Origin of the sequence: Sphingobium sp. 22B, assembly GCF_001580035.1 — a bacterium.
Taxonomy (GTDB): domain Bacteria; phylum Pseudomonadota; class Alphaproteobacteria; order Sphingomonadales; family Sphingomonadaceae; genus Sphingobium; species Sphingobium fuliginis.
In genome coordinates, this window is record NZ_LTAB01000041.1 from 20,780 (window position 1) to 33,644 (window position 12,865).

The 12,865-nt window shown below is 63.0% G+C and carries 10 protein-coding genes and 1 tRNA gene; 7 read left to right on the forward strand and 4 right to left on the reverse strand.

All coding sequences use genetic code 11. The features are described from left to right. The first annotated feature begins 55 nt into the window (after positions 1–55). Positions 56–1,042, forward strand: a complete 987-nt coding sequence (locus A0J57_RS23095) for a VacJ family lipoprotein (protein ID WP_061940115.1) — start codon at positions 56–58, stop codon at positions 1,040–1,042. 54 nt (positions 1,043–1,096) lie between these two features. On the opposite strand, the gene A0J57_RS23100 is transcribed toward A0J57_RS23095, so the two are convergent. Continuing rightward, entirely contained in the window at positions 1,097–5,764 is a 4,668-nt protein-coding gene (locus A0J57_RS23100; RefSeq protein ID WP_061940116.1) for an NAD-glutamate dehydrogenase domain-containing protein, read from the reverse strand. Positions 5,765–6,106: 342 nt separating this feature from the next. Then, positions 6,107–7,378, reverse strand: coding sequence for a hypothetical protein (locus A0J57_RS23105; RefSeq protein ID WP_061940118.1), 1,272 nt, complete (start codon positions 7,376–7,378; stop codon positions 6,107–6,109). 183 nt (positions 7,379–7,561) lie between these two features. Between A0J57_RS23105 and A0J57_RS23110 the strand changes: the two genes are divergently transcribed. Then, positions 7,562–7,637 (forward strand) — tRNA-Thr (locus A0J57_RS23110). Between the two features lie 130 nt (positions 7,638–7,767). Here A0J57_RS23110 and A0J57_RS25605 read toward each other — a convergent pair. Further along, the gene (locus tag A0J57_RS25605) at positions 7,768–9,036 is read right to left on the reverse strand and encodes a reverse transcriptase domain-containing protein (RefSeq protein WP_158298535.1); all 1,269 of its coding nucleotides are present in this window, start codon (positions 9,034–9,036) and stop codon (positions 7,768–7,770) included. Positions 9,037–10,194: 1,158 nt separating this feature from the next. On the opposite strand from A0J57_RS25605, the gene A0J57_RS23125 reads away from it, so the two are divergent. From A0J57_RS23125 to A0J57_RS23145, 5 genes are all read left to right on the forward strand, one after another. Further along, positions 10,195–10,557: a hypothetical protein gene (locus A0J57_RS23125; RefSeq protein WP_153017888.1), complete on the forward strand. Its 363-nt coding sequence runs from the start codon at positions 10,195–10,197 to the stop codon at positions 10,555–10,557. A 3-nt stretch (positions 10,558–10,560) separates the two neighbouring features. Beyond that, positions 10,561–10,896 carry a hypothetical protein gene (locus A0J57_RS23130; protein WP_061940469.1) on the forward strand — a complete coding sequence of 112 codons (336 nt, stop codon included), beginning with the start codon at positions 10,561–10,563 and terminating at the stop codon, positions 10,894–10,896. Between the two features lie 6 nt (positions 10,897–10,902). Then, positions 10,903–11,145: a hypothetical protein gene (locus A0J57_RS23135; RefSeq protein ID WP_061940468.1), complete on the forward strand. Its 243-nt coding sequence runs from the start codon at positions 10,903–10,905 to the stop codon at positions 11,143–11,145. A 73-nt stretch (positions 11,146–11,218) separates the two neighbouring features. Next, positions 11,219–11,617 carry a hypothetical protein gene (locus A0J57_RS23140; RefSeq protein ID WP_076605805.1) on the forward strand — a complete coding sequence of 133 codons (399 nt, stop codon included), beginning with the start codon at positions 11,219–11,221 and terminating at the stop codon, positions 11,615–11,617. 95 nt (positions 11,618–11,712) lie between these two features. Then, positions 11,713–12,114, forward strand: coding sequence for a hypothetical protein (locus A0J57_RS23145; protein ID WP_061940464.1), 402 nt, complete (start codon positions 11,713–11,715; stop codon positions 12,112–12,114). 262 nt (positions 12,115–12,376) lie between these two features. Here A0J57_RS23145 and A0J57_RS23150 read toward each other — a convergent pair whose 3' ends face one another. Next, on the reverse strand, positions 12,377–12,850 hold the full coding sequence (locus A0J57_RS23150) for a LysR family transcriptional regulator (RefSeq protein ID WP_082718821.1): 474 nt from the start codon (positions 12,848–12,850) through the stop codon (positions 12,377–12,379). Positions 12,851–12,865: the final 15 nt, after the last annotated feature.

The window sequence follows — 12,865 nt, forward strand, 5'->3', positions numbered from 1 at the left end:
GCGTGACATGAAAATGTCATCCGCTCCAAAGGGCCTGCCTGCAAGGAATGACGATATGCTGACGCCGGCCATAGCCGCTGGAATGCTGATGATGGGCGCGCAAGCGGGAACGGAGCGAGCGGCGGCGTCCGACCCTGCCGCCGTTGCCGCGCCAGCGCCCGATGCGCCTGCCGCCCCGCAGGCCGCGGCCGAAGGGACGCCGCAGGTGCTGGTCGTGCCGCCGCCGCCGGTAATGCCGAACCTGCCGGGCACGGACGCGCCCGCGGCTGCCGCGCCGCAGCCGGGCGAGATCGTCGTGACGGGCCATAGCCGCCCGCCGCCGGGCGATCCGCTGGAGCGGCTGAACGAGAAGAGTTTCCAGACGGTGCAGGCGGTCGACAAGGCCGTGTTGGAACCGGTCGCCAAGGCCTATAACAAGGGTCTGCCAAAGCCCGCGCGCAAAGGGCTGCGCAACTTCTTCTCCAACTTGCAGGAGCCGGTGGTCTTCCTGGCCTATATGCTCCAGTTCAAGCCGGGCAAGGCGATGGAGACGGTCGGACGCTTCACCATCAACACCACCCTGGGCGTGGCCGGCCTGTTCGACGTGGCGAAGCGCAAGCCCTTCTTCCTGCCCTATCGGCCCAACGGCCTCGCCAATGTGCTGGGCTATTATGGCGTGGGGCCGGGCCCCTATATGTATCTGCCGATCGTCGGGCCGACGACGCTGCGCGACATTGTGGGGGATACGGTGGACAAGCTGGTCGTGCCCTTCGCCGTCGGCAAGCCGTTCAACGAGCCGAAATATGTGATTCCCGCGACGATCCTGAACCAGCTGGGCGAACGCGCCGCCTTCGACGAGACGATCCAGCAGATCCGCAGCGAGGAAAATCCCTATGCCTATTATCGCGAGCTGTATCTGAAACAGCGCAAGGCGGAGATCGAGGCGCTGCACGGACGCACGGTGGAGGAACCGGTGACGCCGGTCTATGGGCCGGGGCTGGGGAAGGCGCCGCCGCCGGAAACGGTCCCTGCGCCGGAGCCGATTCCCACCCCCACCCCATAATCGTCATTCCCGCCTGTGCGGGAATGACGGGGGTTGGAGAGAGCGGAAAGCCTCCTACCGCCCCAACAATCCCCGCGCCTGACCCGCGATCTCCGCCAGCATCGCGACATTGGGCGTCGCCGCCGTCTTGGCGCGCTGGACGAGGGCGCGGAACTGCTGGATGCGGGCGCCCCTTTCCTTCAGCCATGCCTCGACATGATGGGCGATGTCCTTGCCCGTCCCCTGCGCCAGGAAGTCGAGCCGCACCTGCTGCATGTCGCGCGCCACGCCGGAGATCAGCAGCCGCTCCCACGGATCGGACGGCGCCATGCGCGCGGCGGTGGACTGCACCCAGTCGATGCCGACCGCTTCGCCCAGATGGGTGAAGGCGCGGGTCAGGGCGACTTCATCCACCGACAGGCGCCCGGCCAGCGCGGCGATGCCCACCGCGCCGTCCAGCTTGAACAGGCCGGCGGTCCGGCGGGTCAGCGCTTCCGGCGCGCCCAGCGACAGCAGCCGGTCGGTTGCGGCCGTGACCCGGCGCAGCGCCTCGCTGGTGAGCAGGTCGTCCACCTGCTTCGCCAGCATGCCCACGCCCTTGGCCAGCGCGCCATGGCCCGCCTGCGGCAGCGTGCCGGACGGCAGGCTGCGCAATATGTCCGCGATCTGCGCCCGCATGCCGTTGGCGATGTCCCCGAACAGGGCGAGCCGGGCGGCTTCGGACATCTCCGCCGCGTCGATGTCATCCCATAGCCGGCGGATGTCGTAGAGCCTTTCCGCGATCAGGAAGGCGCTGGCGAGGTCGGCCAGCGAGCAGCCCTCCTCCTCCGCCAGTTCGAACGGATGGATCAGGCCGAGCCGGTTGACGATGCGGTTCGCGACCTTGGTGGCGATGATCTCCCTCTTCAGCGCATGGGCGGCGATGGCGTCGGCCTCCTTCTTCCGCATCGCGGGCGGGAAGGCCTGGGCGAGTTCGTCGTCCATGCTGGGGTCGGTGGCCAGGTCGCCATGCTCGATGGCGTCCTGCAAGGCGAGCTTGGCGGTCGACAGCAGCACCGCGAGTTCAGGCCGGGTGAGGCCAAGCCCCTCCTGACCGCGCCGCAGCAACTGGTCGTTGGCGGCAAGCCCTTCCACCTGCCGGTCGAGCCGGCCTGTCTCCTCGAAGGTTTCGATCAGCCGCACATAGCTCGCCAGTTCCGCCGCGCCGCCCGCCTCCGCGATGGAAAGGCCGAGCGCCTGGAGGCGATTGTCCTCCAGCACGATGTCCGCCACCGCGTCCGTCATGCCGACCAGCAGCTTGTTGCGGTCGTCGAAGGAGAGGCGGCCTTCCGCCATTTCCTTGTTGAGCGCGATCTTGATGTTGACCTCATTGTCCGAACAGTCGACGCCGGCCGAATTGTCGATGAAGTCGGTGTTGATCCGCCCGCCGCGCAGGGAGAAGGCGATGCGGCCCGCCTGGGTGACGCCCAGATTGGCGCCTTCGCCCACCACCTTCACGCGAAGCTGCTCGGCATTGACGCGCAGGCGGTCGTTGGCGGGGTCGCCCACATCGCCATGGCTCTGTGCGGCGGCCTTCACATAGGTGCCGATGCCGCCGAACCAGAGCAGGTCGTTGGGGCTTTTCAGGATCGCGGAGATCAGCGCGGTCGGCTCCATTTCGGTGTCGGTGACGCCCAATATCGCCTGCACCTCCGGGGTGAGGCGGATGCTCTTGAGGCTGCGCGGGAAGACGCCGCCGCCCCTGGAGATCAGCGTCTTGTCATAATCGTCCCAGCTTGAGCGCGGCAACTGGAACAGGCGGTTGCGTTCTTCCCAGCTTTTCGCCGGATCGGGATCGGGGTCGAGGAAGATGTGGCGGTGATCGAAGGCGGCGACCAGCTTGATCGCCTTCGACAGCAGCATGCCGTTGCCGAACACATCGCCCGACATATCGCCGCAGCCGACGACGCGCACCGGCTCGCTTTGCACGTCGACGCCCATTTCCGCGAAATGCCGCTTCACGCTGATCCACGCGCCCCTGGCGGTAATGCCCATCGCCTTGTGGTCATAGCCGTGGGAGCCGCCGCTGGCGAAGGCGTCGCCCAGCCAGAAGTCGCGTTCCAGTGCAAGGGCGTTGGCGACGTCGGAGAAGGTGGCCGTGCCCTTGTCGGCGGCGACGACGAAATAGGGATCGTCGCCGTCGTGGATGACGACCTGCGCCGGGTGCTTCACCTTGCCCTTGACGATATTGTCGGTGACCGAAAGCAGGGCGCGGATGAAGATGCGGTAGCTTTCCGTGCCTTCCGCGAACCAGGCGTCGCGGTCGACCTGCGGGTTGGGAAGCTGCTTGGGGTAGAAGCCGCCCTTGGCGCCTGTCGGCACGATGACGGCATTCTTCACTCGCTGCGCCTTCATCAGGCCCAATATTTCGGTGCGGAAATCGTCCCGGCGGTCGGACCAGCGCAGTCCGCCGCGCGCCACGGGCCCCGCGCGCAGATGGATGCCCTCGACGCGGGGCGAATAGACCCAGATTTCCCGCCATGGCAGCGGCGCGGGCAGGCCGGGGACCTGCGCGCTGTCCAGCTTGAAGGCCAGCGCCTCCTGCGCGGCCGGGCTGTAGAAATTGGTGCGCAGCGTCGCGGTGATCACGGCGCGCAGCAGGCGCAGCACGCGATCCTCGTCTATGGCCGTGACCTTCTCCAGCCCCGCCTCGATCGCCTGTTGCGCGGCGGCGGCGCGCGCCGGTCCATCCTTGGCCTCCGGATCGTGCAGCGCCTCGAACAGCTCAATGAGCTGGCGGGCGATGCCCTGCTCACGCCGCAGCGTTTCGGCAAAGGTCGCCATGCCATAGGCCATGCCGGTCTGGCGCAGATAGCGGAACAGCGCGCGCAGCAGCACGACCGATCGCTGGTCCAGCCCGGCGGTGACGATCAACTCGTTGAACCGGTCATTTTCCGCCACGCCTTCGGTGACCTGCGCGATCGCCTCCGTCACGATGTTGGCGCGGGCAATCACGGTTTCGGCATCGCCTCCCGCCGGCAGTTCCAGGACGAAGCGCTGGACATGGCCCAGCGCCCCCGCCTGTCCCCTGGCCTCGACCGCTGTCAGCATCTCGTCGATCACGCGAAAGCCGAAATTCTCGAAGGCGGGGACCACTTCGGACAGGGCGATGGCGTCATGGCTGTAGAGCTTCAGCCGCAGCCGTTCGGGCGCATCCTCTTCGTTGCGATAGATGCGGATCGACTTGTCGCCGGGGGCGGACAGGCTGTGCAGCAGGCGGATGTCGATCGCCGCCTCGGCCGGGCCGGCGCCGTTTCGATAGCCCATGGGAAAGCCGGGGGCGTAGCGCTGCGCCAGCGTCGCGGCCCGGCCGGCCTCCTCGCTCTCGGCCAGCGCCTCCTCGACAGCGGGCAGCCAGCCGCGCACCATTTGCTTCAACTGCCGGTCGAGCGGCTGTTCATCGGGCACCACGCCGCCGTCGCGCAGGTCGAGCGTGATGCGCAGCAGCGCCAGGCCGCTTTCCTCCAGAGCGATCGACCAGCTCAGCACCGGGCCGTTGCAGGCCTGGCTCAGCATGTCCTGCACCGCGACGCGCCGCGCCGTGGTCAGCTCCTCGCGCGGCAGCCAGGCGAAGGCATAGAGATGGCGGGCCAGCGCACTGGTGCCCAGCACCAGTTTCGGCCGCGGCCGGTCGGTCAGCGACATGAAGGTCAGCACCAGCCGCTCCAGCGTCTCGCGGTCGAAGCCGATGAGGATGTCGTGGGGCAGGGCGGTCAGCGCATGGGTCAGCACCTTGCCCGCATGGCCGTGCGGATCGAAATCGAACTTGTCCATCAGCGCCGACAGCGCAGACCGCAGCAGCGGCACCCTGTCCGGCGTGGTCGCCAGCCCGGCGCTGGTCCACATGCCGGCGTGGATGGACAGCGCCGTCACCTGCTTGCCGTCCCGGACCGGCACGATGATCAGGTCCAGCAGGACGGGGCGGTGGACGCGGGAGAGGCGGTTGGACTTGATGATCAGCGGCGTGCGCTTGCCTTCCTCGAACCAGTTGAAGGCCGCCTCCAGCGTCGCGGGGGCCAGCAGGGGCTGGTCGCGCAGGCCGCAGATGCCGATGCCGGCGTCCGCCTTTCCGTCGCGGTGGCGAACCTCATGGCCGATCTGGGTGAAGTGGCGGGCCAGGAACCAGCGCAGCAGCGCCGCCCCTTCCTCGTCGGGTACGGCATCGGCATCGGCCGCCATCGCCTCCCGCATCTTCGGCCAGTCGGACACGGCGGCGCGGACGTCCGCCAGCGTTTCCTCCAGCGCCTTTTCCAGCGCGCGGCGGGCCTTCGCGTCGGCGCGGTCCGCCTCGATATAGATCATCGATTCCCGGCGCGCCCCGGCGGCTTCATTGTCGAGTATCGCCTTCAAATGGCCGTCGCCGTCGCGCTCGACCGACAGGACGGGATGAAGCAGGCGATGGATGATGATGTCGGCGGCGGCCAGCGCATTGGCGATGGAATCGACCAGAAAGGGCATGTCGTCATTGACGATGGCGATCCGCATGTAGCGCCCCGTCGCACCTTCGCCCAGCGTTTCCATGGCGATGGCGACATGGCCGGGCCGGCGGGTCGCGGCGGTGCCGGCGATGAAGGCCGCCGCCGCCAGCATCGCCTTCTGGTCGAATCCTTCGCTTTCGCCGGGCAGGGCGCCCCGAGCCAGCGCCGCCTCCAGCGCTTCGCTTATGCTGTGGTCAACTTGCCTCGATTCAGCCAATGCCGTCATGCGCCTGCCTCTTGCCCGCGGGTTCAGCCCCGCTTCTGTGAACGGAGAAGGCGCCGGAGAACCGCCACGCGACTTCTCAAACCGATGCCGTCCACTATGCGCCACTGCGTCTTGAGGCTCAACCCAGAATGGGAAATAAAGTTACGTTAAATTGAAATAATATGATGCAGCGCAGCACGGGACGAACGCCCTGGAGAGTAAGCCACGAAATCGGCCCATGATCCCGTTCTGTCAATCCGGCGCGGCCGTTTCTGCCGATGGGAGGGGCCTGGGCCGCGATTAAAGATGCGCCCCGGTTGAATGCCCCCTGCTCCCGCGCGGGAGCAGGCCGGGCGACAACGCCTAATTCGCAGCGGCGACAATCGCCCTCTGGCCGATTTCCGACCCTTCCGGCAGCGCGCCGACAATGGCGAGCGATCCGTCCTTCTCCCGCCGGGCGATGACCACCGCCAGCCCGTCGCCATCGGTGGCGACCGTGAAGGGATCGAGCGCGGCGGCCGCCTTCATCGCGGCGCGGGCGGTCTGCTGGCGATCGGGCTTGGCCGGGCCGTCGGTGCGGCGCTGGGCGCGTTCGTCGCGGACCAGCGCTTTCAGCCCGCCGTCATAATTGGCGAGATAGTCGCCGAAGCTGCCCAGGGCGATGCCGTTGGCGCGGGCATGATCCAGCGCGGTGGCATATTCGGTGATGCGCGTCTTGTCGTAGCTGGAGCCGAAGACCAGCTTCACCACGGCGGTCATCGGCGCTCGGGCCTGGACCTTGAGGACGCTATTCTCCAGCAGTTCGGCATATTCCTCCGGCCGGGCGAGCGTAACCAGCGCGAAGTCGTAGCTGAGCCCGATGGCGCGATAGAGCGCCGCATGGCTGCGCGCCTCGCTGGTGCGCGCCTGCTCCGCGCTGTCGCGGGCGAGGGCCAGCCAATCGGCCAGCGGAGCGTCCTCGTCAGGGCTTTCCATGCCGCCAAGGTCGAGCGTGTCGAAATCCTCGACCGCCGGACCGTCCGCCCAGATCGGCGCGACCGGCGGCGCGGCGGGGCTGGAGAGCAGGGCGGCTTCCACCTCCCGGTCGATCTCCGCCGTGACGGCCTGGCTCGCCGCTTCCTTCCAGTTGATGACGCCGAAGACGAAGTCGATCGTCTCGTCATCGGAGGAGAAGGGCATCAAAATGCCGCGATAGAGGATTTCCGCATCGCGCTGGTTGACGAAGCCGGCCTCGAACCCGATCGGCGCGGCGTTGGCGATGATCTGGAGATAATGGTCGGTCAGCCGCGACAGCAGCGAGCGGGCGGGGACGTCGTTGATATACTGGATGGGCCCGTCGATCTCGCACTCTTCGCGCAGCGCGGTGCCGAGATAGACGATGGCGGGATTCTCCAGCCCGGTGCTGAAGTCGAGCAGGACGCTGAAGGGGCCGAAATCTTCCAGATCCTGGGGCGCCAGATCCTCAATGGACGGCAGGCTGCGGTCGCCCAGCAGGGATGCCCAATAATTATAGGCACGCACCTGCATCCGGCGCTCATCGGCGCCGACAAGCGGCGGCGTCTCGATCGCTGCATCGTCGGCCGGGCCGAAATCGTCCTCGTCATCGGCGATTTCATGCCCCCGCAGAGTGTCCATCCCATCGGTCCTTGGTTCAGGTAAAAGCTTTTCCTTGAGAATCGACAGTGCCATTGGATGGTAAAGATGGCGTAAAGGCGGGGTAAAATGATGGTCCGAAGCGGTTTGACGCTGGATGGGCATGGCAAATCGCATTTGCCCGCTTGTCCTTCCCGCCAAGCGCTGTTATCTGCCCGCCCCAACGCCGCTTTAGCTCAGTCGGTAGAGCATCGCATTCGTAATGCGAGGGTCACGTGTTCGAGTCACGTAAGCGGCACCAGTACCTTGGCCTTATCGGCCGCATTTTCCCCTACTAAAAGCGCTTTGAAATGGGTCCGTCGTGGGTTCCCAGTGGGACGCGCTTTGGGCCTATGATTCGGCGAAATGATGCCCGCGCACCTTCAGCCCGATCACACCGAACTACCCATACGCGCGACACCAAGTGCTTGAACCCGCAAGCTGCTTCCCAGAGGCGCGGAGCAATTTAAGAACTGCTCAAAATCGCGAACTCTTCTGGCGATCCATTGGTCGAGATTCTCGAACGTAGTGGAGCAGGTTGCACTTTGAAATGAACTTTTCCACCCCATTGTTGTTCGATCAATGGCAACCAAAGTCTCTGAAAACGTCTTGTCGTAAGCCGTTAAGCGCCTACCTTTCTTAACTTTCTCGATAGTTGCTTGTCCTGAATGTATCAGTCGATCAATCGAGTCGCGGAAGCGCTCCTGCGCTGCGTCGCTTGGTCGATATTTGCCAGGGATCAGTTTGTAACCCAAAAAGTCGTGGCCTTCTGAGACGTGGCCCGCAAACGCCTTCCGAGGGTGCAGCGCCGGATCATAGATTCCCATCCCGAGCTGTTCCAACATCCCCCGCGCTTTCTTCATACCTTTTTGGACATTCAGCCGACGCCGTCCAAGCACAAGAAAATCGTCAATATAACGGATACAAACCAGACCGCGATCGGCGGCGTTCAGTTCTTTGTCGAAGTCACGAAGGACGATGTTTCCCGCCAACGCGGAAAGGGGGCATCCCTGTGCTACTCCAAGTTCATCAGTGGGAAATAGAGAGAGATCTTCTGGAGGCAGATCGGCGGCATTCGATAATTCGACAGTCAATGCCCGTTCGAACAGATCGACGAACTCGCTATCCGCGCCCTCTCGGCGTACAAACTCAACAACCTGCGGCTTGGGTATTTTAGTGAAGAAGCTGGCTATGTCTGATCCAGCAAGGTGGCATTTTCCGTTGGCTACGTGCTCATCGAACATCGCGATCGCGGAATCTACACCACGGCCGGGAATTCCGCCGATCGATGTTGGTGTGCTTAGTACGTCTTGTATCCCAACCATCGACTTAGCCGTCTGCAACACATCTAGGATTGCTCGTTGAACAATGCGATCTGGAAGGGGTGCCACCACAATAGGTCGTTTACCCGCCTTGCCGTTGCCTTTCGGCGGAGTTGCGCCATAAGCTTTCTCGAACTCATATCCCTCATGCAGCCGCTTCTGCAACTTGCGCAGGTTGGCCGGTAAATCTCGGCCGAAAGCCTGGGCCTCATCCCTCGTGGATTTTGTCTTTGATGTTTCCGCGTTCCGCCTGATTGCATGCCACGCACGAAGCAATACAGCGCCGGATCGGACATAAGGCGTCAATTCATGGTGCGCGCTAGCTTGGGGTCTCGCCAACAAAAATCTCCCCCGGCCAACGGGCGTACCCCGACAAACACGTTTGCCGAAGCCTCGACATGCCACGCGATGCCAGTGGCAACGCGCTCGCCACCCGGTCCATCACCCGCACCCCAATGGGGACAAACACGTTTGCCGAAGCCTCGACATGCCACGCGATGCCAGTGGCAACGCGCTCGCCACCCGGTCCATCACCCGCACCCCAATGGGGCCAAGCCAGAACCAGAGCAATCAGCACAATGACAGAACCGAGCATGTTCAAATACCAGCTCATTTCCGCCATCCGGCTTCCGCGTCCCTGCAAAGAATTACCCCCCACCAGCTTAGCAGCTTTTTGGCGATGTCAACCCGTTGCGCGGCGCTGCGCTCCGGCGGAGACTTAAGTTCGGAGGCTGTTAGGCGAGCCGTACTAAACGGGATACCAGCCTCACACATCGTCGCCGGGGCGTGCGGGCGTCCGTCACGGCGTACCCCGACAAACACGTTTGCCGAAGCCTCGACATGCCACGCGATGCCAGTGGCAACGCGCTCGCCACCCGGTCCATCACCCGCACCCCAATGGGGACAAACACGTTTGCCGAAGCCTCGACATGCCACGCGATGCCAGTGGCAACGCGCTCGCCACCCGGTCCATCACCCGCACCCCAATGGGGCCAAGCCAGAACCGGTAGCTCGGAAGCAGAAGCTTTGTAGAAGACACTCCATATCAAGGCAATAGCAGCAATCGGGGAGCAATCACGCGCATTTCAAGCGCGGAGGTTGGGGTACCTTATATAGGACAGGCGAATTCAAACGCCTATTGCGAAGCTGCTCTAATCCCGCCAGAAAAGCTCTGCCTTCCGTGAAAGCCGGAAGGTGGGGCGTCAGAACCCCATTTGGAAACAGCTCGGTCGCCGAAATTCGGAGGCCGGGTGGCGTACACGTATGTCCAGCCGGTAACGGTAAAGGTGTGCGCGCCTGCGGTTTCCACAGGTTCTGAACATCCGGCTTCGGCCGTCGCTCCGAGAGGTACATAGGGGTGACACGAGGTTGAAGCCGAAGGTCGCTCTTCCAGGCGTGAGGGAGCGAGCAGTGAAATATCGACAGCCATAGCGATGCTGCCTGTTCAGCCGTACCCGGCCGGGTCCGGTTTCATCACCCCATACAATGGAAAACCTCATGAAGAAAATCACGCCCGTATTGTGTCTGGCGATCCTGTCCGCCTGTACTACGCCCGCCGATGTATCGAAGCCTCTGACGGCAGGCAGCGACAAGAACGCCACGTTCAACGTCCAGGACACGGCCAATGGTTTCACGGTCGATGTCCGCTATTCCCGCTATCAGTTCATCCCCGAAGCCGACGCCTTGTTGGTGGCCTGCCGGTCGATCGCAACCTCCCGTGCTTATGAGGAAGCCAAGCGGCGCGGGCGGGACATCCAGCCGATCAATGAACAGACTATCCGTGTCTCGACGGGACGCAACGCCTTCAATGGCCGGACGGCTTGCCGGGCCTTTGTCGAAGCCGTGTGGAAGGAGGCCTGAGCCATGCGGATCATCGCGATCATAGCGGCGGCATTGTGCCTGTCAGCCTGCGCGAGTGCTGAAGAGCGCCTTTGCCGGGCGGAAATGGATCGAACCCTGCTGAACCCTGAAACGGCGGATTACAGCGGCTTTGAGCCTATCACCGACGGTGCGATTTCGTCGGACGAGTATATGTCTAGCCTGCGGAGATATGTCGGCGAGCTCATACCCTCTAACGGCGCGACCTACTTCCAAATGAAGGTGAGAGCCGATGGGGAACTCGGTAACAAGATCACCAAGATGCACTTCTGTTCAGTGAATGCTGAAAAGAACAAGTGCGCCTGCCTAGCCGCGAGTTGAACGGCTTTGGTCCGGGTTGTCGCCTTCTTCTTTCTTCTCGGCCTCGCGTATCTCGCGGTTAAGGTGGCGCTCTTCGTCGCCGTGATCGTTAGCCTGCTGCGATGGCCGAAGGAGACGATCTCGGTCCTGGGGGCGATCTTCCTCATCAATCTGGTCGGTCGCTATCCCGTCGCGGCGGGCATACCAGTCGGAATCGTCCTGTTGGTAGGCATCTGCATCGTTATGCTCAAGCCTGACCCGAACCGATAATCCGCATCATCACTGTCGAATTAACCTGCCCTCGGCCTCACGGTCGGGGGTTTTCTTTTTTGGAGCTGATCCCATGCACATTATCCACACGTGGATGGAGCTGGCCACATATCTGGACAGCCCCATTGCCACTGACCTCAGAACCCTCCTGCAAACCCGCCGTGACCAGCTGATGGAATATGGCGATCTCTCGGAACTGGGCATGTTCGTCATCATCGAGCCCGGCGACGCCATGTCTGCTATCGAAGATGCAACCGGCTGGCCGATCCTGATGGAGGGCACGCCGACATTCGAGTGGGCGCAGCGGCATGGCACCATTTTTGAGATGCCGTTTGTGCTGTCCGATTCAGGGGCAGGGCATGTGTTGATCGTGCCTGACGCGGAAGGCATCGACCCTGCCTTGCTCGAACTGTGCCGCGCTTACGCCGATCAAAAAGATGGCGATTCATCCGGCCGGGCAGAAGGCATTTAAGCCAAGGTCTTCCGGCCGCACTCTCGAAGCGCAAACCCAGCGAAACCAACAAAGCGTCCTCCGGGACGCATTTTTTATGCCTGAGGAATCCCACCATGCTTTCGCTTTACGACATCAACACCATGAACGCGGCCCTGTCGCTGCCGCTCGATCCGATCCTTCACCGCCTGCTGTCCGATCGCGTCCGGGATACCATCGCATGCGGGCTGGAAAAGCTCACGCATATACTCGTGGTCGAGTCCGGCGACGAGGAGGGTGATTTCATACGGGAGGCCGCCTTCTCGCCCTTTCGCAATCCACTTTCAGAAACCCGCTATGGCGATCCAGACCATATTCCGCCGTGGGATTGGGCTGATTGCCTAGACGGCTGGGGGTGGGAATTTATCCGTACCATCGGCAATGACGGGTTCGCCTTTATCGTGCTGGTTCCGGACAGAGACGAGATCGAGCCGACGCTGCGCGCCATGTGTGCCAGCTACATAACCCCCACCATGTGAGCGTCTCACCGTTGGTCGAGGAGCGGCATGATATGGCCTGCTCTAGCCCCGCAGATTTGCAGGCCAACGGCGTAGGCTTGGCTGCGCAGTGACGCAAAACTAACGTTCATCGGTGATCCCGGCCATTATTGCTGCCTGTCGCGGTTTTATCGCCCATACGTCGTCCGGCGGGGAGTATCGCTCGGTTCGCGTATCCGAATTCCCTTGGCGATGATAACCCTTGGTGTCCGAAAGTCGGATAGCAGCGTGCATGCTTGGTGGCCTAAAACGACCACATTCTTGCAGCGATGCGCTGACGAATTTCTTTGGGCAGAGAAGGGTCGATCTCACTGTCATCATATTCGAATTGCCGTTGGCATACGGGGATGTAGTCAGGATCCGTTGGGAGAGCCTTTCGGCGCGCACGGGCATCTGCCAAGCTGTCCAGTAAATTGTGAGCGATCGCTACGAAATCCTCGCCCACCGGCGTTAGCTCTACTGGTTTCGTTCGGACAAGGAGCTTCTGGCCGAGCCATTTTTCCAAGGCCTGAATCTGACGGGTTGCATTGGATTGGTTGAGGCCGAGCGCTTTCCCTGCGGCCGTAATGCTTCCGTTGAAGGCCACTGCCACGAACGTCTCCAGCCACAGCAATCGAAACGTTCGCAACGCTTCAATCTCTCGGGTTTGATTCGCAGGAATTTGGCTTCTCCTTGGCTTTGGTTCTGAAGAAAAATTTGCATGCGAGTTTTGCATCATCTGCCGCGACGGAAA

Excerpts from the sequence above, each read along its gene's own strand:
- A0J57_RS23095 (WP_061940115.1), top strand. The coding sequence starts at position 56 with ATGCTGACGCCGGCCATAGCCGCTGGAATGCTGATGATGGGCGCGCAA.
- A0J57_RS23100 (WP_061940116.1), bottom strand. The coding sequence starts at position 5,764 with ATGACGGCATTGGCTGAATCGAGGCAAGTTGACCACAGCATAAGCGAA.
- A0J57_RS23105 (WP_061940118.1), bottom strand. The coding sequence starts at position 7,378 with ATGGACACTCTGCGGGGGCATGAAATCGCCGATGACGAGGACGATTTC.
- A0J57_RS23125 (WP_153017888.1), top strand. The coding sequence starts at position 10,195 with ATGAAGAAAATCACGCCCGTATTGTGTCTGGCGATCCTGTCCGCCTGT.
- A0J57_RS23130 (WP_061940469.1), top strand. The coding sequence starts at position 10,561 with ATGCGGATCATCGCGATCATAGCGGCGGCATTGTGCCTGTCAGCCTGC.
- A0J57_RS23140 (WP_076605805.1), top strand. The coding sequence starts at position 11,219 with ATGCACATTATCCACACGTGGATGGAGCTGGCCACATATCTGGACAGC.
- A0J57_RS23145 (WP_061940464.1), top strand. The coding sequence starts at position 11,713 with ATGCTTTCGCTTTACGACATCAACACCATGAACGCGGCCCTGTCGCTG.
- A0J57_RS23150 (WP_082718821.1), bottom strand. The coding sequence starts at position 12,850 with ATGATGCAAAACTCGCATGCAAATTTTTCTTCAGAACCAAAGCCAAGG.